Genomic DNA, 19614 nt, shown 5'->3' on the forward strand with positions numbered 1-19614 from the left:
AAGCCTTTCGCGACATAATATTTCAAAAGTAGCTGTCAGCTATTTTTGAAGTCGATTTGTAAAATGCTTTTTAAATACTGAGTAAAATGCTTTTTTAGTTGAATTATTTGTCACCAAAGCTTTTAAACAGTACCATAGAAGAAAAAGCACGCCACTTGTGAGCAAGACTTAGGAGGTGTCAAAATGAGTCAAGAAGTGTCTAAGAAAAAAAGACTCCAGATGATTGTCAAAATTTTCACCAAATATAAAGTTATTCAAAATTTCAGCCAACAAAAAAATCCAGACGCTGTTAGAACTGCGTTTGAAGAATTAGGGCCAACTTTTATCAAAATCGGACAAATGCTATCGGTGCGGACCGATTTACTTTCACCTGCTTATATCAAAGCCTTTAAGAGCTTGCAAGACAACGTCAAAAGCGATGACTTCAGCGAAGTAAAAGCACTGTTGGAGTCTGAATGGGAACTTGCTATCTCTGATATTTTCACTGAATTTGAAGAACAAGCTTTTGCTTCTGCTTCAATCGGGCAAGCCCATCGCGCAACTTTAAAAAGCGGTCAAAAAGTTGTCGTTAAAGTCCAGCACCCCGGTATTATTTCAGCCATCAATGTTGATTTAGCCTTATTTGAAAAGGCTATCCCTTTATTTGCCAAAATTCCTGAAACAAAAGTCATTGATTTACGCAGTGTTTTACGCGAAGTCAAAACTTCCCTTGATAATGAAACGGACTTTTTAAAAGAAAGTAAAAATGCTGCGCGTTTTTATAAAAACAACAACGATTGGCATGAAGTAAAAGTCCCCCAAGTTTTTCCTGAGTACTGCACGAAAAAAGTCATCGTTTTAGAATTTATGTCCGGCAAAAGTCTGCGTTACTTGCTAGAAGCACCAAAAAATGAGATAGCCTACGAAAATGTTAGTAACCAAGCGTTAAAGAAAAAGATTGGCTTACTTTTAGTTGAATCCTTCATGAAGCAAGTTTTTGAAGATGGCTTTTTTCACGCCGACCCACACCCAGGAAATCTTTTCTTACAGCTGCTAAACCCCAATATTGAAAATTTAGCAACGGAAAGAGTCGGGCGGTTTGGACCTTTTGGATCTGAAGCAACTTGGAAAACAAAAACCCAACTTCCTCCATACCGAGTTGTCTATTTGGATTTTGGTATGATGGGCAATTTAGATGATAACTTGCGAAGTAAATTAACGGATACAGTGATTGCCCTTTACACCCAAGATACTGCTGCGGTGGCACAAGCTGTTTTGCGCTTGTGTCGTCAAGAAGGCCCTTTTGATGAGTATCGTTTTCACGATGAGCTCGAACAATTTTTAGTGGAATACTATCATCTTTCTTTAAAAGAAATCGATTTACAACAAGTGCTCAGTCAGGTAATCGGCATTTGTAACGCTAATAATTTACAAATGGACCAAGCTGTCACTATGCTAATAAAAGCCTTTGGCACCTTAGAAGGCGTGGTGGAAGAATTAGATCCTGAACTTTCGATGATGGAAGTTTTGCAAAATTTCGCGCAAAAATATTTTTTCAAACAATTTGATTTAAAAGAAGAAGCCAAAAGACAAGGCCTAAACCTCTTTAAAAATTTACGAAGTTTACCCAAACTACCTGAAAAAATTAGTAATGCGCTGGATACTGTCAGCAACGGTAAGAGTCGTGTCAACTTAGAAATTAACGACCAAAAACAAATTCTAGACCGCCTTGAAGCCATGGTCAATCGCATTGTAGTCGCTCTAGTTTTAGCAGCAGTTATTCTGAGTTCTTCACTGTTAGTCGTTTCAAGTCCTGACGCTCAGCCAAAATTTGTCGACAATTTAGGCTTATTCGGTTATATTGCGGCCTTTGTCACGATTTTATTATTGTCACTTAGCTATCTTTATCGCCGCTTTAAAAAAAGATGAATTGCTATTCTTTCTAGTCAAAAATAGGATTACAACAGATACTTTCACCCATCTGCTGTAATCCTATTTTATAATGTTTCTTGCAATAAACTTTCCATCTTTACGACAAATTCTTGGCGATCTTCTTTCGTGAAAGCTTTTGGTCCTTTTGTCTTTTGACCAGCTTTTCTTAATTTAGCCCCTAGATAGCGTTGTTCTAACAATTGATCAATTGTCGCAGCTAAATATTCTTTTCCGCTATGATGAAACACGCGGGCACCTTTTGGTGAGACTAGAGAAGCTAAGCCAAAGTCTTGCGTAATCACCCAGTCATCTGCGTTTATTTCTTTGACAATCCGATAATCTGCACTGTCAGCTCCTTTGTCCACATAAATGAACCGGACAAAATTTGGATACGTTTCAGTTGTATAGTGATCAACACTGGTCACAATGAGTACTGGCACCCGATATTTTTCCGCCAGTCCAATTACTTCTTTTTTTACTGGCGAACCGTCGCCATCCACTACAAAACGCATTTTCATTCCCCTTTTTTCATACTACGTTAGTTTTAGTATGAAGCACAACACGCGTTTTAGCAAATAAGAAGAGCATTTGGCGCCGTGTTTTTCTTTACGCAATAATGAAGAGTGAAAAATATTTTAAAAAGCATTTTTTGTTGCCCATCTTAATAAAACTTGGCGATAATGATTTAAATAAGCTGAAATACTTTATTTTTCAACTCGTAAACGGCATCACAACTAGCGGCTACTTCCTGCTCATGTGTGACTAAAATAATACATTTATTTTGTTCATGGGCAATTTTTTCAAACAATGCGACGATTTCTTTTGACGTTGTTTCATCCAAATTGCCAGTGGGCTCATCGGCAACGATCAGTTCATGGTCACAACATAGCGCGCGAACAATCGCAACACGCTGTTGTTGCCCCCCTGAAAGCTGGGTTACTTTTTTAGCCGCCAAATCACTAGTAATCCCGACTTGCGCCAAATTGGCTAAGGCATAGGCCTCAGGATCACTTTGTTGTGTTTTTGCAATTGCCATAGCTGTCAAAACATTATCCAAAGCTGACATATAGGGCAATAAATTATAAGCCTGAAAAACAATTGAGACATCTTTGCGACGATATTCCTGCAAGCCAATTTCTTTTAAAGACTGTCCTTTATACAAAATAGCTCCTGCTTTTGGTGTATCAAGACCTGTCAAAAGCGAAAGAAAAGTCGTTTTTCCAGAACCACTGCTTCCTAAAATTCCATAGAGTTTTCCTGAATCAAAACTCAGATTTACATTTTCAAACAAAGGGCCATCTGGTTCATACCAATAGCCCAAATTTTCTGTTGTTAGTGTCATTGGTTATTCCTCCTTCAATTTTTAAACTAGATTTACGAAACTAAAATCTTTTTAGGATTTAGGCGTAAAATGCCGACACTGGCTAGTAAAATGGCCAACAGACTGATTGCTAGGCCCATAGCTGCTAAACTTGCAATTTCAGTTGGAGAAACACTGATTTTCAATTCTTTAACCTCTTCACTAGTTTGCATCACACTACCAAAACCACCGCCTCTAGCGCCAAATTCGCCCATTTTACCACCAGCTGGTCCACCATTTTGCTCAGAGGGTGGATTGCCTTGATCATTTGTTCTTGATGCTTGATTATTTGTGACAGTTGTTTGATTTTGCTGTTGCAACAATTGATTTCCAACTGCATTACCAACTAAATTTCCACTAAATGTTGCAATCACCAAAGCAAAGATCATGCAGACAAAAATTTCACTAAAGAATTGCAAAATCACTTTAAAGCGCGATTCTCCTAAAGATAGTAAAACACCAATTTCATAGCGTCGTTCACGTATCGTTAACATAACAATTAAAGTTAGAATAATGACACCTGCCACAACTACTAGCACTATTATATTTTTGGCAAAATCTGAAACATTGTTCAAAGGTTGTAGCATTTGTTGATACATTTGGTCGTTTGTTTGTAAGCTATAGGTATCTGTATCGATCAATTGATTCGCTTTTTTGACAAATTTCGTCATTTCTTTAGGGTCAGCCAAATTGTAAACGGCCGAATCGATTGTATCTGCACTAGTGCTGCCTTTTAAACTATTGGCTAAAGTATAAGAAGAAAAAATCGTATTGGCAGGATTCATAAAATTAAAACGCATCCCCATACTCGTACCACTATCACTCGTTTCATAAATACCTTTTACTTTGACGGTTACATCTTTATCTTCACTATTTTTAATTTTAAAGGTATCCCCAACAGTTAAATCATTGGCACTAGCTAAGGAAGATTCAATTAAGACATTGTTACTGCCTTCATCTTTTTCAGACAATGCAGTACCTGATGTAATTTTGGCAGTACCTGCTGCAAATGTACTGTAAGAATCACTCGCCAAAACACCTGTAATTTGAAAGTCTCCTTGATCCATCTGCCCCATGTTTGCCGGCATTTGTCCACCTGGATTTTTCATATTTTCATTTTCTGAATTTTGCGTACTACTTGTATTCTCTGCTTGATCAGCTTCACTTGAAATTGGCGTAATCCCCGTACTTTTAGCCGCTGAGGTGCTAACTTCAAAAGAATAAGATTTCACCTGTGAAAGGGCGGCAATCTTTTTTGCATCCGCTAAATTTACTGGTGTCAAATTAAAGCTGGCTGGATCAGGACGATTTGATGTCTCATTGGTATCTTCTTCACTTTTTTGAAACATCGCCGCGCGATTAGTGGTGAGTGTGACTGTTGCACCAATACTTTTTTTGGCGTTTTCACTGGCAACTTCAGCTGCACTTTTAATTGTTAACCCAGCTAAAACAAAAATCAAAATTGCTGAAAAAACGGCGATTAATAACACGCTTCGCCCCTTTTTAGCCCAAAGACTTTGGTAAGCTCGTTTTAAAAAATTCATTTCAAATCCTCCTGTTGTTTTTATTTGCTTTCTCAGCCTATTTTTATCAGCTTAAAATCAGCTTAAACCACTAAAAAAACTATTTTTAATAGCAAAGAAAAAGTTTAAGTTTCATTTAGGAGGAGCATGGTAAAATGAAGCTGAGGTGAAGTGTATGTTGAAGTTACTTATAGTCGAAGATGAACACACATTATCAGATAATATCAAAGAAATTATTCAGCCCTTAGGTGAAGTAACACAAGCTTTTGATGGGGAGATTGGCTTATTTGAAGCCCAAAGTAATATTTACGATTTAATTTTATTAGACTTAATGTTGCCAGAAATTAACGGTTACGAATTATTGGCGCAACTGCGCCGTCAAAACATTCAAACGCCTGTTTTGATTTTAACGGCAAAAGACGGCATTGATGATAAAGTTACCGGCTTTCAAAAAGGAGCAGATGATTATTTGACAAAGCCTTTTTACCGCGAAGAATTATTGTTACGGGTAAAAGCATTACTTAAGCGCTCCCTTGGCTTATACGAAGAAAATCTGCTGCATTATGGGCCCATCACCTGCAATTTACAAAGTAACCAAGTTATTTTTAAAGACGAAACTTTAGCCATTCAAGGCAAGGAATTCGAGCTGCTCGTTTATTTCATTCAAAATAAAGGCGTCATTTTAACTAAAGAACAGATTTTCGACCGCATTTGGGGCTTTGATTCCGACACGACATTAACAGTTGTGGAAGTTTATATGAGCCATTTACGCAAACATCTTAAAAAAACCGGCGTAGCCGATGATTTCAAGACATTGCGCAATGTCGGTTACCTGCTGCAGGAATAGGAGTAAATTATGAATAAAGAGCTATCCAAAAAGCAACGCCGGCAATTTTTTTTATTAAATGCTGGCGCATTTGCCCTTATTTTCTTGTTATTGGGTTTTATTGTTTTACAGTTATTGCAAAGTTCTGCCTATAAACAAACAGACGAATCTTTAAAAAATATCAGCCAAGATGAGCGCAGTGTCACCATGGAAATTACACGACTCAAAGAAGGTAATCCTTTTTTGATGCCAAAATCAGATTTTGCGCCAATGGAAAACCGGAGCAATCGCTTTAATTCCCAAATGATCTTATGGAGTGCTGAGGGGAAAATTTTGAATCAAGCGGCGTTAGGTGGGCGCTTTACTGAGCTGCAAGATTTAACTTTAACGCAAAATAAATTAGACAGTATCGAAAGGATTACTGTAAAAAACGGGCAGCAACAGCTACATTTCCGTTCAATTACGCGAAAATTAGCAACGCCAAAAGAAAATGTGGCCTATGTACAATTGTTGGAAAATACCGATCAAATCGACGAATCGCTGCAGACTTTCAAAACGGTATTGATTATGTGTATGATTTTATTTTGGCTGTTATCTTTAGCAGTCAGCTATTTTATTTCAAAGAAAAATATGGCGCCCATTCTGCTCGCCTGGCAAAAGCAGCAAGAATTCGTGGAAAATGCCTCCCACGAGTTACGGACACCATTAACAATTATTCAAAATAGTTTGCAAAAGTTGTTTACAACACCTAATCACACTATCTTAGAAGAGTCTAAAGCTATCGCCCAAGCCCTCAACGAAACCAGACGCCTGAATTCTCTTACGACTGATTTACTAACTATTGCCAGAAGTGATGCAAATGAAACGACACTTACTTTAAAGCAGCTAGCACCCCAGCCTTTTCTGGCACAATTAATAAAACCTTTCCAAGAGATTGCGCAATTAGATGGGAAAATTTTTGTATTAGAAAATTACGCAGCAACTCCAGTTACCGTTGATGAAAAAAGAATTCACCAACTTTTGGTTATTCTGTTAGATAATGCTTTAAAATATACAAAAACTGGCGATAAAATTACGGTGCTTTCTCAAATTACGCATGATGATTGGCTTTTAGAAGTCCGCAACACTGGCGCAACCATTCATGATGAAGACAAAAAACAAATTTTTGAACGCTTTTATCGCGAAGAACGTTCCCGCAACAAAAATAGCGGTGGTTTTGGTTTGGGACTTTCTATCGCTTGGCAAATTGTTAAAGATCACCACGGGAAAATTTCGGTGCATGATTTAAAACCAAAAGGTGTCATTTTTAGAGTTAAAATTCCCGCTAAGCAATAAAAAGAAATACTCCAGTAGCGCACCTGTGTTTTACCATTGACTGCAAAATTATTTTCAAATACAAAAGACCAGGGGAAAATATATGGTGCAATTTTTCCCTTGGTCTTTTACTTTTATTGAGCTTGTAACCATTTTCGATATTGATTTTCCACTAATGTTACTGTTTCAATGGTCAATTCCGGTGTCATAATTGGACTTGTCAATAAGCCTTTTTTCAAACATTCATTCACGTGATCGACTTCATAAGCAAATTCACTGGTAAAAGGAATTTGTAAATCTTCCCGTCCTTCTTTGGTAAAAATCGTAGCGACTTGCGTTTTCCAAAAGTTAGGAATTTCAATGCGACCTTGACTGCCATAAATTGTCATTCCATTATCTGTACCAAATTCAGTCGTAATAAAAATATTAGCTAAAATAGCTGTCCCAAATTTCAAACTCAAGTCGCTTTGCTTATCAGAACGCCCCTTTGGCATGATCGCGTTGCCGTTCACCGCTTGATAGTTCTCCCCTGTAATGTAGTGCATATAATGAAGCGGATAACTGCCTGAACCATGCAACGTTCCCCCTCCTGATTCAAGACTTGGAAACCATTTCACGTGATCGATATTGGGATATGACGTTAGCGAGCGCATTAATTTAACTTCTCCAATTTTTCCAGCTTCGATTGCTTTTTTCACAGCTAAAGTAATCGGTAAAAAAACAGCTTTTTGCGCTTCCATCAAAAAGAGACCTTTTTTTGCAGCTAATTCAAACAGTTCACTTGCTTCAGCGGCTGATAAAGTAAACGGCTTTTCCAATAATACTGGCTTTCCTGCTTCTAGGGCTTGCTTGGCGGTTTCGTAGTGTCCTTTATTATAAGTTGCAATATAGATAATATCGATTTCTTCATCAGAAAATAGTTCCTCATAGCTACCATAAGCTTTTTTAATCTGAAGCTTGGTTGCTACTTTTTGTGCCTTGGCTAATTCTCGTGAAGCAATCGCAGCTACATCGCCTTCTTTACTAGCGCGAATTCCTGCCACAAAGCGAGGTACAATTGATGCGGTACTGACAATTCCATATGAAATCATGATAAATTCTCCTTTTTCTTGAAATTTGGCTTATTCTCACAGCAAGTTCCTTCAAAAGGTTAGCCAGCTCAGAAAAGCTGAAGGAATCGCACATTTTTGAGCCATTGATACGCTGCTGCAAAGCGAGGTATTCCTGTGAGGATGATATATTTTTGATAGCAAAAAAGCCAACAGTTGATTATCAACTGCTGGCTTACTCACAACTGTACTTAAAATTTAACAGAAACAACTTGAATTTACAAAAATCTCAGCTTTTATGAGCCAAAATTAGTCGTGATATTCGCCGCGATCCCATTTTGCTAAAAATTCATCGAAGTAATGCGCATCTGCTTGTTCTGGTTTTGGTCCTTCAACGGCATTAATTTTTTCAATTAACGCTTTGTTTTCTGGTGTTTCTTTGTATTCTGCTTTAATGAAAGCTTCAATAATATCATTGATTAAAAATTCACCAGTAATTTTTCCACCAAAACCAATTACATTGGCATTTAATTGTTCTTTTGAATAAATGGCAGTCGTCATGTCCCGCACTAGGGCAGCACGTACACCGGGCACTTTATTGACAGAGTTTGTGATCCCAACGCCGGTACCACAAATCGTCACACCAAGGTCTGCAGCCCCGCTTGCTACTGCTTCTCCGACGCGTTTACCGTAAATTGGATAATGGGTCCGGGTAAAATCATACGTGCCACAATCTATTACTTCATAACCTTTACTTTTCAAAAAATCAGAAACTGCGATTTTTGTATCTGTGACAATGTGGTCACAACCAATGGCAATTTTCATTATTCATTCTTCCTCTCATCTTTAAACTAATTTCATCATTTGTAATTCAAAAACTTACTTCTTACAGGCAGTTGGCAAAACAAAAATCTCTACGCCATTTTATTTAACATATCCACGCGAATTTGATGACGGCCACCGTCATAGTGAGCAGATAAAAATTCTTTGACAATATTTTTTGCCAACTCTTCACCGACAATTTCAGAACCAATCGTAATCATACGGGCATTGTTGTGTTCTCTAGTCATGTATGCAGAACGTTCGTCTGAAACTTCTGCAGCGACCATGCCTTTAACTTTTGTGGCTACCATAAAACTCCCCGCACCGTAACCATCAAAAGCAATTCCCATTGAGCCTTCGTTTTCTTTAATATCATTTGCGATGGCTAAAGTTGAATCAACGAAATCTGCGGCTGGTGTTTCTGTTTTATCCACGACTTCAAAACCTTCGCCAACTAAATACTCTTTGATAATATCCTTCAATTTCTTTGCCTGTGCATCTGAACCAAGTACGACACGCATTTGTATTCCTCCTCTAATTTCGCTATCTTTTCTAACTATAGATAGTGGTATATTGTTGATATTTATTTTTGACAGCTTCTTCAATACTTTTATCGGTGAATAATGCATCAATATCCCGTAAATTGAAAAAGTTATAAAAATCACTTTGGTTAAATTTATGTGCATCGGCAACCAAGTAACGCTTCTTTGCCTGATTTAAAACCAGTTGTTGAAACTTGCCTTCTTCGATGCTGAAAGTAGATACATATTCTTCCCTTACGCCATTGACTCCAACAAACGCTTTTTCAATACTTAACTTTTGAATTGTTTCATTGGCGATTGATCCCACAAAAGCGCCAGTTTTTTGCCGATAAGATCCGCCAACCAAATATAAATCCAACTGTTCATTTTCTTGTAATAAGTTAAAGACTGGCAAACTATTCGTAACAACCCGCAAATCATGTTTCATTAAATATTTTGTCATTAATTCAATTGTTGTCCCTGAACCTAAAAAAATCGTATCTCCTGAGTCAATAAATTGAACAGCCTGTTTGGCAATATAATTTTTTTCTTCTATACTAATGCGCTTTTTCTCTAAATGGGAAAGTTCCAAATCGTCTAATGGCACTATTGCAGCATTTTCAGTCACCGTACTTTTCCCAGTGGCAAATGTTTTACTTTGCGCACCACCGTGAACGCGAATGATTTTATCTTGCTGCGCCAATTCTTCCAAATCACGCCGAATCGTCATATCCGATACTTGGAGATTTTTCCGCACAAATTGTACTGTAATCACACCATATTGCTCACAAAGATTTAAAATGGAGCGTTGTCGTTCACTTTTAAGCATATGCACCCTCCTTTCATCCTCATATTAAAACAGAACAAAACATTTTTCAACAACAAAACGCGAATTATTGTTTATTTTATTTTGATTTCTAGTTGACAAGCGTTTGAAAGCGATTATAATATGAGTGTAAGCAAGGTTTAAACACACTATTAAACAAAAGCGAACAGGAGGAATTATAGTGAGTACAGGAAAAGAATTCTTTGCCCCTGACACGGTTTATGTATCTGATAAAACCACGCAAGAAGAAGTCTTCAACGAAATTTACCAAGATTTATTAAAGAAAGATTTGGTAACAGATGATTTCATCGTAAATTTGATTGAACGTGAGTTAAATTATCCAACAGGTTTAGATATGACCCCTGTTGATTCACAGTTACCTAATATTGCGATACCTCATACTGAAAGCGAATTCGTTAAAACAACGCGAATTGTGCCAATCAAAATTAATCAAGCAATCACATTTCACAATATGATTAATCCAGATGAAGAATTACAAGTTTCTTTTCTATTTATGATTTTGAATGAAGATGGTGAAGCGCAGGCCGGTTTATTGGCAGATATCATGGATTTTATTAATTCTACTGATCGCAAAAAAATGCTTGAATTCTTTACTTATGAAGATCCAAAACAAATTTACCAATTTTTAGTAGAAAATTTTAAAGGAGAGTAATCACTATGGTTAAAATTTTAGCAGCATGTGGCGCCGGAGTTAATTCCAGCCACCAAATTAAAAGCGCTTTAGAAAGCGAATTAGCAAAACGTGGGTATCAAGTAAGTTGTGATGCGGTCATGATTAAAGACATTAATGAAGAAATGTTGTCTCACTACGATATCTTTGCTCAAATTGCCAACACAGATTTAGGGTTTCCTGTTAATATTCCTGTTGTCGACGCTGGCGCAATCCTTTATCGCATTCCTGCAATGGCTGAACCGGTTTACACGCAAATGGAAGCAGCTATTAAACAAGTGCAAAAATAAATAAGTAGCAAACGGAGTTCTTTTTCTCCGTTTGCACTATCTAAAGAGGAGAAGAAAATATGAGTACAGTTATTGATTTAGCCAACAAGGTCTTCCAACCCTTAATCAATTTAGGGGCAGCGCCATTAATGACAATTGTTTTAACGTTAATCGCACTATTATTCAAAGTAAAATTCACCAAAGCATTAGAAGGTGGGCTTAAATTAGGGATTGCATTAACCGGTATCGGAGCTATTATTAATATTTTATCGACATCATTTGCTGATGCCATGCAATCATTTGTTGAACGTACAGGTCTTTCATTAAATATCACTGACGTTGGTTGGGCTCCTCTCGCTACTATTACTTGGGGCTCCCCTTACACACTTTATTTCTTATTGATTATGGTAATTGTCAATATTGTAATGTTAGTTTTAAATCGTACCAATACATTAGATGTTGATATCTTTGATATTTGGCATTTATCTATCGTTGGCTTATTTGCAATCTTTTGTGGTGCCAACTTGTTTATCGCAACAGCATTGGTTATTTTCATCGGCGTATTGAAAATCATCAACTCTGACTTGATGAAACCAACTTTTAACGATTTATTAAACGCACCTGATGCTAACCCAATGACAACCACCCACATGAACTATATGATGAATCCAATTATTATGGTTTTTGATAAAATTTTTGACAAAGTTTTCCCTTGGTTAGATAAATACGATTTTGATGCTGCTAAATTGAACAGTAAAATCGGTTTTTGGGGTTCTAAATTTGCAATTGGTATTTATTTAGGTATCTTCGTGGGGATGTTAGCTGGACAAACACCAACACAAATCTTCGCTTTAGCATTTACAGCCGCAACCTGTTTGGAGCTATTCTCAATGATTGGTGCTTGGTTTATCGCAGCTGTTGAACCTCTATCACAAGGTATTACTGATTTTGCCAGCAACAAATTAAAAGGTCGCACATTAAACATTGGTTTAGACTGGCCGTTCATCGCAGGCCGTGCCGAAATTTGGGCTGCTGCGAACGTTTTAGCACCAATTATGTTATTAGAAGCTATGATCTTACCTGGTAATAAATTATTGCCACTTGGTGGTATCATTGCAATGGGTGTTACACCAGCATTGTTAGTTGTAACACGCGGGAAATTAATCCGCATGATCGTTATCGGTGCAATCGAATTACCTGTCTTCTTATGGTCTGGTACATTAATGGCACCATTTATTACAGAAACAGCTAAAAAAGTTGGCGCATTCCCTAAAGGTTTAAATGCAGATGCTTTGATTTCTCATACAACGATGGAAGGCCCAGTTGAAAAATTCTTGGCTTACCTAGTCGGAAACGCTTCTCAAGGTGAAATCACCTTTGTCTTATACGCAGCTTTAGCCTTAGTCGCTTACTTATTAATCTTCGTCTGGTATGCACGAGAAATGAAAAAACGTAACGCTATCTACGCTGCCGAAAAAGCAAAATAATCAAACGCATTAACTATTCATTTATTACTGGCATAATAAATGTAAAGACGGAAAGAAAAAGTTCTCGTAACTTTTTCTTTCCGCCTTTTTTATAAGAACTTTTTATTTTGCCTCGTGTTAAACGGTAAAACAAAGAGCAGTCGCTGCGACAATAAGCTGAACTTTCCTAAAAATTTAAAAAAATTTTTGAAAACTCCTGCTTATTGCTTGTGACGGAATGCTTTCATTTTGCCTCTTAATTGTAAAACAAAAAAGTAGCTTTGAGAGAAAATTCTCAAAGCTACTTTTTCCAGTACCAAAATTGGTAGAAGCTTGGTCGTCCACTACCTCACTTCCAACACCCTGCAAATCCGGCAGTGAAGTTTCCTTCTGGTGTTGCTGTTTGACTCGACCACACAAGTTGGTCTTATCGACTCATCGCATGTCCACTACTCTAACCGTAAAACTCCCCCTTGTCAATCATTTCTTATTAGCCCTCGCATTATCCCAGGAGCAAACGATCTTTAAACACACTAGCTATCTCAGGTAAAAACCTTTGATCGTAAAAAAAACTCTCACCTTTCAAGGTGAGAGTAAATATCTCTAACGATTTGTTTCACTTGGCAACAAGATTGTTTGTTGTTTTCCATCGTCATAAGCATAAACTTCTTGGGGCAATTCATAAGAAAATGGGAAAGGTAAGTCTATATCCATTTCAACTTCACTATTTTCTTGCGAAAAATGCATGGTCACTTTGCCATCATGATTTAGTAATTCAAAAGCGATTAAATTATTTAAAGGTACTACTCCTTTTAAATCAAGGTCGATAATGAACCAAATGCTGTCAATTAATTCTCCTGGCATGCTAGAAACAACGCCAACAGAAGCAAAGCGGCTACGTTTTTTATCAAATACTTCAAACAAATTCAAAACCTCCTAAGGCAGTGTTTACTACGATTCATTTTTTTAGAAATGGTTTTTTTACCATCTTAATTCGTAGGTTAAACATCAGTATCGATTCTATGTCTATCATACTTTAAATAAGTAAGAATGCAAAAAAATTGCACTTATAAAGGTAATTTGTAAAAGCTTTGTTTAAATTGGAAAAGTTGCTGTAATTTTACTTTACAAAGAAAAAAAGCACCGCAAAAAAGCGGCGCTTTAAGTCAAATTTATTCAGCTTCAGCTGGTGCTTCTGGTGCTGGTGCTTCTTCTGTTTCTTCTTCAGCGACTTGCGCTTCACTTACAGCTACGATTTGTTCTTCTGGATCAGTTACAATCGTGAAGTCAGCATCTTTTGGCAAGTCGGCAACTGATAAGGCATCCCCAATTTCAAGAGCCGTAACATCTACTTCAATGCGTTCTGGTAATTTGTCTGGTGTTGCTGAAACAACGACATTGTATAATGTTTGTGTCAACACACCGCCGGCTTTCACGCCTGCTGCTTCGCCGACAAGCAATACTTCGGCTTCAACTTCTGTTTCTTCTGTCATATTTACTGACAAGAATTCAACGTGTGTTAATTTTTTAGTAAAAGTATCTGATTGTGTGCCGCGGACTAATGTGTTCACGTTTTTACCATCAATGCTTAATACGATAACAGCATTGGCGCCGTGTTCACGATAGATTTTTTCAAGAGCTGCCGCATCAACTGCAATTGGTGTACTTTCAATTTGGTAACCATTTACAACTGCTGGTACTTTACCTTCGTGACGCAATTTATTGCGTAGGGAACGGGGACGGATTGCTCTTTTTTCTACATTTAATTTTACTGCCATAACTAAATTCCTCCTAAATTTTGGCCGCAATTGCGGTAATCTTTAAAAGCAAATTTGTTACTCAGCACATCAGTGTGGTGCGTATAAAAATACGCAAAAGGACAGTCGTATGCACAACTGTCCTGTCAAAGTCGGTTAAAACTTTCTCCACCAGGTCGTAACGCTGTGTGTATGAGAAACTTTATTTACTTTACTATTTAACCTTAGGCCTTATTTAAATTTAAGTCAAGGAAAGTGCTGTTTTGCTGTAAATCCCTCTTTTTTTCGCTATAATAGACAAGACTTTGCTATTGAATAAAGGAGTAAATATGCGCTTAGACAAATTAATTGAAGAGGCACTACATACCAGCCGCAAAGAAATGAAACGCCTTTTTTTAAGTGGACAGGTAACAATTGACGGCACAAAGGAACGCCACCAAAATCGTAACGTCGATAGTCAAATCCATAAAATCATGGTCGGCAATCAACAGCTCTTTACCGACGAAGTCTATTATTTATTAGATAAACCAGCTGGCGTGGTAACTGCTAACTCTGATCTAAACCACCAAACTGTTTTTGATTGTTTAAAAAAAGCTGACAGGTATCCCGATTTATACGCTGTTGGTCGCCTAGATCGTGATACTTCTGGTTTTTTACTTTTAACAAACAACGGGCCACTCGGTTATGATTTATTGCACCCTGAAAAAAAAGTAGCCAAAGTTTATGAAGCTTGCATTAATGAAATCGTAACCGAAACTGATATCACTAAATTTCGAGATGGGATTATCTTTTTGGATGGTACACAGTGCAAACCCGCCAATTTAGAAATACTCCAAATAGATACGAAAAATCAGCGCAGCTATATCCGTCTAACCATCTGGGAAGGTAAATTCCATCAAGTCAAGAAAATGTTTTTAGCTTGTGGAAAAAAAGTACTAACTTTACGCCGACTTGCTATGGGACCTTTATATTTACCTGAAAACTCGCAGCCCGGAGATTATTTTCCCTTAACAAAAGCGCAATTAACCTTATTAAAACCTTATTTTAGATAGAAAGAAGCGAATAAAATGAATTATTCTACCCTGTTATTTGATTTAGATGATACTTTACTGGACTTTAAAGCAGCCGAAGACCAAGCCTTACAAAAGCTCTTTGCTCAGCTGAATATGACCCTAACACCAGAAATTGAAAAATATTACAAGACGATGAATCACAAATTGTGGGCTGATTATGAACAAGGTAAGTTAAGTCGCCAAGAAGTGACCAACGGCCGGTTTCAAAAATTATTTGCAACTTTAGGCAAAGATGTCGATGGTCCCGCGCTTGATCAAAATTATCGCCACTATTTAACCCAAGGACACCAATTATTAGGCAATAGCCGCCGTATTATCGCCGATTTGGCGAATAAAGCCGATTTATATGTCGTAACAAACGGCGTTTCTGAAACGCAATACAAGCGCTTAGAGGACGCAAAATTACTTCCTTATTTTAAAGATATCTTTGTTTCAGAAGATACCGGCTATCAAAAACCAATGCCAGAATATTTTGACTACGTGGCCCGCCGTATTCCTCACTTTGTTGCCCAAAAGGCTTTGGTGATTGGGGACTCTTTAACCTCTGATATTAAAGGAGCTAACAATGCTGGTTTAGACAGTGTCTGGTTAAATCCTGAAGCAAAACAATTATTACCAGATGTCAAACCAACCTATGAAGTCAAAGTATTAGATCAACTCTATCCTATTTTAGGCGCGTCATTTAACGAAAAAGCATAGCATTTTCTGAAAAAATCTATATAATAGACCTAGTACAAAAAATGAAAGAGGTTTTCTCATGACAAAGAACAAGCCCATCATTATTGGTGTGACTGGTGGCTCTGGTAGTGGTAAAACAAGTGTCAGCCGGGCAATTTTCAATAATTTTCCCGACCACTCCATCATGATGCTGGAACAAGATTCTTACTACAAAGATCAAAGTAATTTAAGCTTTGAAGAACGCCTGAATACAAACTACGATCATCCTTTTGCTTTTGATACTGATCTTTTGATTGAACATATCAAAAAATTGATGTGTTATGAAGCAATTGAAAAACCCGTTTATGACTATGTGGCCCATACCCGCAGTAAAGCAACCATCGTGCAAGAACCAAAAGAAGTCATTATTTTAGAAGGAATTTTAATTTTAGAAGATGAACGTTTACGGGACTTGATGGATATTAAAATCTATGTGGATACTGATGATGATATTCGCATTATCCGCCGTATTAAACGGGATATGGAAGAACGAGGTCGTACGCTTGACTCGGTCATTGAACAATACTTATCAGTAGTAAAACCAATGTATCACCAATTTATTGAACCAACCAAGCGCTATGCAGATATCATCGTGCCAGAAGGTGGCGAAAATCACGTCGCTGTCGACTTGATTACAACGAAAGTGGCAAGTTATTTGTCATAAAAACTCCCGATTGAGTTTAAGTCGGCGCAGCTATACTCGCCTTAAACGATGCCGCTGTTATAGCTGCTAACTTAGTATTGCATCAAAAAAGCAGTGCCAAAATTTTTGTCACTGCTTTTTTAGCTCCGCCTTTTATTCGGGCCCTTTAATAACAAAAACATGATAATCACTTTGTTATACTTCTATTTTCACCAAGACATTTTGAAATGGCACATCGTAAAATGGATCTTCTCTGCGGCCCAAGAAGTCTTTAGTCTGCTGCGGAAAAACAGCATAGCTTAAGACATCTTCCATGAAACGGGCATACTCCTTTATTTCGGCTTCAAAACCTGGTAATTGTGGCGCCAGTAAGTCAGCGGGACGTTCGGTAATCACTTTTTCATTACCGATAATTTTTTCTTTAATCGCTTCAGAAATTGCTACTGGCGGCTTGCCGTACAACCCTTTGACATAGTCTTTAATTTCTTTTGGTACTAATTTGTAACGCTCACCACTGATAATATTCATTAACGCTTGCGTTCCTACCATCTGTGACAGCGGTGTAACCAACGGCGGATAACCTAAGTCAGCCCGCACTTTTGGCACTTCAGCTAAAACTCTATCGTACTTATCTCCTAAACCTTGTTCATTTAATTGACTTAAAAGATTAGACAACATCCCACCAGGCACTTTATACAGCAATGTTTTTGGTTCCACGTCTTTTACTTTTGGATTTAATTTTCCTTCATTTCTGAATCGGTCGCGAATAGGATTAAAATGATCGGCAATTTTTTCCAATTTTCCTTGATCTAACCCCGTTTCATAACCTAATCCAGCTAAGGCGATTGCTACAGATTCTGTCGCCGGTTGACTCGTCCCACCAGCAAAAGAAGAAATTGCCGTATCAATAATATCTGCTCCGGCTTCAGCTACTTTTAAATACGTCATCTCCGCAATCCCGCTTGTCGCATGCACGTGCACATCCACTGGTAAACTAACAACATCTTTAATACGACTAACAAGTTCAAACCCGGTTTGAGGTACAAGTACCCCTGCCATATCTTTAATACAAATCGAATCCGCTCCAAGTTCGGCCATCTCTTTTGCTAGGGCGACAAAATAATCAACAGTATGAAAATCGCTAGTTGTATAAGAAATTGCGGTCTGACAATGTCCCCCAGCTGCTTTACAAGCTTCCACAGAAGTTTTTAAATTGCGCGTATCATTTAAAGCATCAAAAATACGCACAATATCGATACCATTTTCAACGGATTTTTTGACAAATTCAGTCACCACATCATCAGCATAATTTTTGTAACCAAGTAAATTTTGTCCCCGCAAAAGCATTTGGAGTTTGGTATTTTTAACTTCTTTGCGAATAGCTCGTAGTCTTTCCCAAGGATCTTCGTCTAAAAAGCGCAAGCATGCATCAAAAGTGGCACCACCCCACATTTCTAATGCGTGATACCCCGCTTGATCCATCGTTTTCAAAATCGGTAACATATCCCGCGTTGGCATCCTAGTGGCAATCAGGCTTTGTTGACCATCGCGCAAAACGGTTTCCATAAATTTAATTTTTGACAACAAATTTCCCTCCTAACTGCTAATTAAAGGCAATCAAGGGATCACTTGCGTTGACAATTGCCCCCACCTGCACAAAGATTTCAGCAACTGTCCCATCTTTTGGTGCTACAATTTCATTTTCCATTTTCATCGCTTCTAAAATCATTACGGGTTGATTCGCTGTCACTGACTCGCCGGGATTTACTAACAATTTTAAAATTGTACCTGGCATAGGGGCACTGAGTGTGTGACTACCTGCTGATGCAGCGGTAGATTTTGGTTTATCTTTGGGTGTGCTTTCTGATACAGGTTGCGCTGTCGGTGTTGGCGTTGGTGGTGGTGTGGCTGCAGCAGGCATTGGCGCTGGTACTTGCGGTGTTACGCCACCAATTTCTTCCATTTCGACTAAATACTCTTTGCCATCAATTGAAATTTTGAACTTCCGTAACATATAATCCCTCCGTCATTTTCTTTGATAAATCTTTTTAACAATAAATTGTGAATCCGGTGCTACCCCGGCGGCAATACTCGCAGCAATGATTGCCACTAATTGCGTTTCAGGATTTTTTTTCATAATTTTTTTGACCACAAAAGAACTTCCCTCTTTGTTCCCAGCAGCAATACTTGTAGCAATCACACTTATAAGTTCATTGTCATCCTCATTGGGAATAAAAAAAGGTAGCTCTTCCCACTGATCATTGTCAGTTTGCGTTTTGTGTGCCACTGCATTGTTTTGTGAAACAACTTGTCGCTGCGTTGTATCGGTTTGTTCCTTGCCAAATAAACGGCTCCAAAATCCCATCAGGCACCTCCTTTAAAGGAAAATTTAAGACGATAAAAATAATAGCTCAATTAATTTTAACATAACATTATGTAAAGCGTTTACAAAAGAGTGAGCCATTTAATCCCATAAAAAAAAGCCATGCGAACTGCATGGCTAAAACTGACTAATAAAAACCGAACTGACGAATTTTTTGTAAAAGGTATGAACAGACTGCTAGACACATCACCGAACCAACTAAAGCGGGAATTACGTAGAAGCCACCAACTTGCGGACCAGTGGGACCAAGAAAAATTCGCCCAACCCAACTACCTAAAAAACCTATTATCATATAGCCTAAAAAACCACTACGAATATCATTTCCTATAATTAATCCAGCCAATAGACCTAAAGTGCTACCAACAATGAAAGACCAAAATAACTCCAGCATTCTGCCACCTACTTTCGTCACTTATTGCTTATATTTTATCATCATTTACAATAAAATTATAATTATATGCAA

At 37.7% G+C, this 19614-nt stretch carries 22 protein-coding genes; 9 read left to right on the top strand and 13 right to left on the bottom strand.

Annotated elements, in window-relative coordinates; all coding sequences use genetic code 11:
• Positions 1 to 183 precede the first annotated feature (183 nt).
• A complete protein-coding gene (locus AC6R0T_RS11170; RefSeq protein ID WP_303753471.1) occupies positions 184 to 1908 on the top strand; it encodes an ABC1 kinase family protein in 1725 nt (574 codons plus the stop codon).
• Between the two features lie 68 nt (positions 1909 to 1976).
• On the opposite strand, the gene AC6R0T_RS11175 is transcribed toward AC6R0T_RS11170, so the two are convergent.
• The 3 genes from AC6R0T_RS11175 to AC6R0T_RS11185 form a co-directional block, all read right to left on the bottom strand.
• A complete protein-coding gene (locus AC6R0T_RS11175) occupies positions 1977 to 2423 on the bottom strand; it encodes a YaiI/YqxD family protein (RefSeq protein ID WP_303753470.1) in 447 nt (148 codons plus the stop codon).
• A gap of 173 nt (positions 2424 to 2596) precedes the next feature.
• Positions 2597 to 3253 (bottom strand): ABC transporter ATP-binding protein, encoded by a 657-nt coding sequence (locus tag AC6R0T_RS11180; RefSeq protein WP_303753469.1) that lies wholly within the window; start codon positions 3251 to 3253, stop codon positions 2597 to 2599.
• 32 nt (positions 3254 to 3285) lie between these two features.
• Positions 3286 to 4815: an ABC transporter permease gene (locus tag AC6R0T_RS11185; RefSeq protein WP_303753468.1), complete on the bottom strand. Its 1530-nt coding sequence runs from the start codon at positions 4813 to 4815 to the stop codon at positions 3286 to 3288.
• Positions 4816 to 4969: 154 nt separating this feature from the next.
• Between AC6R0T_RS11185 and AC6R0T_RS11190 the strand changes: the two genes are divergently transcribed.
• Both AC6R0T_RS11190 and AC6R0T_RS11195 read left to right on the top strand, forming a co-directional pair.
• Positions 4970 to 5641 carry a response regulator transcription factor gene (locus AC6R0T_RS11190; protein WP_206903556.1) on the top strand — a complete coding sequence of 224 codons (672 nt, stop codon included), beginning with the start codon at positions 4970 to 4972 and terminating at the stop codon, positions 5639 to 5641.
• Between the two features lie 9 nt (positions 5642 to 5650).
• Positions 5651 to 6955 carry a sensor histidine kinase gene (locus AC6R0T_RS11195; RefSeq protein WP_303753467.1) on the top strand — a complete coding sequence of 435 codons (1305 nt, stop codon included), beginning with the start codon at positions 5651 to 5653 and terminating at the stop codon, positions 6953 to 6955.
• A gap of 113 nt (positions 6956 to 7068) precedes the next feature.
• On the opposite strand, the gene AC6R0T_RS11200 is transcribed toward AC6R0T_RS11195, so the two are convergent.
• The 4 genes from AC6R0T_RS11200 to AC6R0T_RS11215 form a co-directional block, all read right to left on the bottom strand.
• Positions 7069 to 8025 (bottom strand): Gfo/Idh/MocA family protein, encoded by a 957-nt coding sequence (locus AC6R0T_RS11200; protein ID WP_303753466.1) that lies wholly within the window; start codon positions 8023 to 8025, stop codon positions 7069 to 7071.
• A gap of 267 nt (positions 8026 to 8292) precedes the next feature.
• Complete coding sequence (gene lacB, locus AC6R0T_RS11205) at positions 8293 to 8808, bottom strand: galactose-6-phosphate isomerase subunit LacB (RefSeq protein ID WP_230711247.1); 516 nt, start codon at positions 8806 to 8808, stop codon at positions 8293 to 8295.
• 89 nt (positions 8809 to 8897) lie between these two features.
• On the bottom strand, positions 8898 to 9326 hold the full coding sequence (lacA, locus tag AC6R0T_RS11210) for a galactose-6-phosphate isomerase subunit LacA (protein WP_230711246.1): 429 nt from the start codon (positions 9324 to 9326) through the stop codon (positions 8898 to 8900).
• Between the two features lie 31 nt (positions 9327 to 9357).
• Positions 9358 to 10155, bottom strand: a complete 798-nt coding sequence (locus tag AC6R0T_RS11215) for a DeoR/GlpR family DNA-binding transcription regulator (RefSeq protein WP_206903551.1) — start codon at positions 10153 to 10155, stop codon at positions 9358 to 9360.
• A gap of 178 nt (positions 10156 to 10333) precedes the next feature.
• On the opposite strand from AC6R0T_RS11215, the gene AC6R0T_RS11220 reads away from it, so the two are divergent.
• From AC6R0T_RS11220 to AC6R0T_RS11230, 3 genes are read left to right on the top strand one after another with little or no spacing between them, the layout of a single operon-like run.
• Entirely contained in the window at positions 10334 to 10825 is a 492-nt protein-coding gene (locus AC6R0T_RS11220; protein WP_303754047.1) for a PTS sugar transporter subunit IIA, read from the top strand.
• Positions 10826 to 10830: 5 nt separating this feature from the next.
• A complete protein-coding gene (locus tag AC6R0T_RS11225) occupies positions 10831 to 11133 on the top strand; it encodes a PTS sugar transporter subunit IIB (RefSeq protein WP_206903548.1) in 303 nt (100 codons plus the stop codon).
• 59 nt (positions 11134 to 11192) lie between these two features.
• Positions 11193 to 12599 carry a PTS galactitol transporter subunit IIC gene (locus AC6R0T_RS11230; RefSeq protein ID WP_206903547.1) on the top strand — a complete coding sequence of 469 codons (1407 nt, stop codon included), beginning with the start codon at positions 11193 to 11195 and terminating at the stop codon, positions 12597 to 12599.
• 582 nt (positions 12600 to 13181) lie between these two features.
• On the opposite strand, the gene AC6R0T_RS11235 is transcribed toward AC6R0T_RS11230, so the two are convergent.
• Both AC6R0T_RS11235 and AC6R0T_RS11240 read right to left on the bottom strand, forming a co-directional pair.
• On the bottom strand, positions 13182 to 13502 hold the full coding sequence (locus AC6R0T_RS11235) for a DUF960 domain-containing protein (protein WP_173103702.1): 321 nt from the start codon (positions 13500 to 13502) through the stop codon (positions 13182 to 13184).
• A gap of 248 nt (positions 13503 to 13750) precedes the next feature.
• The gene (locus AC6R0T_RS11240) at positions 13751 to 14356 is read right to left on the bottom strand and encodes a 50S ribosomal protein L25/general stress protein Ctc (RefSeq protein ID WP_303754048.1); all 606 of its coding nucleotides are present in this window, start codon (positions 14354 to 14356) and stop codon (positions 13751 to 13753) included.
• A gap of 308 nt (positions 14357 to 14664) precedes the next feature.
• Here AC6R0T_RS11240 and AC6R0T_RS11245 point away from each other — a divergent pair, with 308 nt between their 5' ends.
• Genes AC6R0T_RS11245 through udk form a run of 3 tightly spaced genes read left to right on the top strand, consistent with a single transcriptional unit; the run spans position 14665 to position 16789 of the window.
• On the top strand, positions 14665 to 15387 hold the full coding sequence (locus tag AC6R0T_RS11245) for a 16S rRNA pseudouridine(516) synthase (protein WP_230711243.1): 723 nt from the start codon (positions 14665 to 14667) through the stop codon (positions 15385 to 15387).
• A 15-nt stretch (positions 15388 to 15402) separates the two neighbouring features.
• The gene (locus AC6R0T_RS11250) at positions 15403 to 16107 is read left to right on the top strand and encodes a YjjG family noncanonical pyrimidine nucleotidase (RefSeq protein ID WP_230711242.1); all 705 of its coding nucleotides are present in this window, start codon (positions 15403 to 15405) and stop codon (positions 16105 to 16107) included.
• Between the two features lie 58 nt (positions 16108 to 16165).
• Positions 16166 to 16789: a uridine kinase gene (gene udk, locus AC6R0T_RS11255; RefSeq protein WP_206903543.1), complete on the top strand. Its 624-nt coding sequence runs from the start codon at positions 16166 to 16168 to the stop codon at positions 16787 to 16789.
• 174 nt (positions 16790 to 16963) lie between these two features.
• On the opposite strand, the gene AC6R0T_RS11260 is transcribed toward udk, so the two are convergent.
• From AC6R0T_RS11260 to AC6R0T_RS11275, 4 genes are all read right to left on the bottom strand, one after another.
• Positions 16964 to 18352 carry an oxaloacetate decarboxylase subunit alpha gene (locus tag AC6R0T_RS11260; protein ID WP_303754049.1) on the bottom strand — a complete coding sequence of 463 codons (1389 nt, stop codon included), beginning with the start codon at positions 18350 to 18352 and terminating at the stop codon, positions 16964 to 16966.
• 19 nt (positions 18353 to 18371) lie between these two features.
• A complete protein-coding gene (locus AC6R0T_RS11265; RefSeq protein ID WP_206903541.1) occupies positions 18372 to 18782 on the bottom strand; it encodes an acetyl-CoA carboxylase biotin carboxyl carrier protein subunit in 411 nt (136 codons plus the stop codon).
• 12 nt (positions 18783 to 18794) lie between these two features.
• On the bottom strand, positions 18795 to 19133 hold the full coding sequence (locus AC6R0T_RS11270; RefSeq protein WP_303754050.1) for a hypothetical protein: 339 nt from the start codon (positions 19131 to 19133) through the stop codon (positions 18795 to 18797).
• Between the two features lie 145 nt (positions 19134 to 19278).
• Positions 19279 to 19542: a GlsB/YeaQ/YmgE family stress response membrane protein gene (locus tag AC6R0T_RS11275; protein ID WP_206903539.1), complete on the bottom strand. Its 264-nt coding sequence runs from the start codon at positions 19540 to 19542 to the stop codon at positions 19279 to 19281.
• Positions 19543 to 19614: the final 72 nt, after the last annotated feature.

This window comes from Enterococcus sp. S86.2 (genome assembly GCF_059834485.2).

Bases quoted from the DNA above. Each gene is read 5' to 3' on its own strand.
- AC6R0T_RS11170 (WP_303753471.1), top strand. From the start codon at position 184: ATGAGTCAAGAAGTGTCTAAGAAAAAAAGACTCCAGATGATTGTCAAA.
- AC6R0T_RS11175 (WP_303753470.1), bottom strand. From the start codon at position 2,423: ATGCGTTTTGTAGTGGATGGCGACGGTTCGCCAGTAAAAAAAGAAGTA.
- AC6R0T_RS11180 (WP_303753469.1), bottom strand. From the start codon at position 3,253: ATGACACTAACAACAGAAAATTTGGGCTATTGGTATGAACCAGATGGC.
- AC6R0T_RS11185 (WP_303753468.1), bottom strand. From the start codon at position 4,815: ATGAATTTTTTAAAACGAGCTTACCAAAGTCTTTGGGCTAAAAAGGGG.
- AC6R0T_RS11190 (WP_206903556.1), top strand. From the start codon at position 4,970: ATGTTGAAGTTACTTATAGTCGAAGATGAACACACATTATCAGATAAT.
- AC6R0T_RS11195 (WP_303753467.1), top strand. From the start codon at position 5,651: ATGAATAAAGAGCTATCCAAAAAGCAACGCCGGCAATTTTTTTTATTA.
- AC6R0T_RS11200 (WP_303753466.1), bottom strand. From the start codon at position 8,025: ATGATTTCATATGGAATTGTCAGTACCGCATCAATTGTACCTCGCTTT.
- lacB (WP_230711247.1), bottom strand. From the start codon at position 8,808: ATGAAAATTGCCATTGGTTGTGACCACATTGTCACAGATACAAAAATC.
- lacA (WP_230711246.1), bottom strand. From the start codon at position 9,326: ATGCGTGTCGTACTTGGTTCAGATGCACAGGCAAAGAAATTGAAGGAT.
- AC6R0T_RS11215 (WP_206903551.1), bottom strand. From the start codon at position 10,155: ATGCTTAAAAGTGAACGACAACGCTCCATTTTAAATCTTTGTGAGCAA.
- AC6R0T_RS11225 (WP_206903548.1), top strand. From the start codon at position 10,831: ATGGTTAAAATTTTAGCAGCATGTGGCGCCGGAGTTAATTCCAGCCAC.
- AC6R0T_RS11230 (WP_206903547.1), top strand. From the start codon at position 11,193: ATGAGTACAGTTATTGATTTAGCCAACAAGGTCTTCCAACCCTTAATC.
- AC6R0T_RS11240 (WP_303754048.1), bottom strand. From the start codon at position 14,356: ATGGCAGTAAAATTAAATGTAGAAAAAAGAGCAATCCGTCCCCGTTCC.
- AC6R0T_RS11245 (WP_230711243.1), top strand. From the start codon at position 14,665: ATGCGCTTAGACAAATTAATTGAAGAGGCACTACATACCAGCCGCAAA.
- AC6R0T_RS11250 (WP_230711242.1), top strand. From the start codon at position 15,403: ATGAATTATTCTACCCTGTTATTTGATTTAGATGATACTTTACTGGAC.
- udk (WP_206903543.1), top strand. From the start codon at position 16,166: ATGACAAAGAACAAGCCCATCATTATTGGTGTGACTGGTGGCTCTGGT.
- AC6R0T_RS11265 (WP_206903541.1), bottom strand. From the start codon at position 18,782: ATGTTACGGAAGTTCAAAATTTCAATTGATGGCAAAGAGTATTTAGTC.
- AC6R0T_RS11270 (WP_303754050.1), bottom strand. From the start codon at position 19,133: ATGGGATTTTGGAGCCGTTTATTTGGCAAGGAACAAACCGATACAACG.
- AC6R0T_RS11275 (WP_206903539.1), bottom strand. From the start codon at position 19,542: ATGCTGGAGTTATTTTGGTCTTTCATTGTTGGTAGCACTTTAGGTCTA.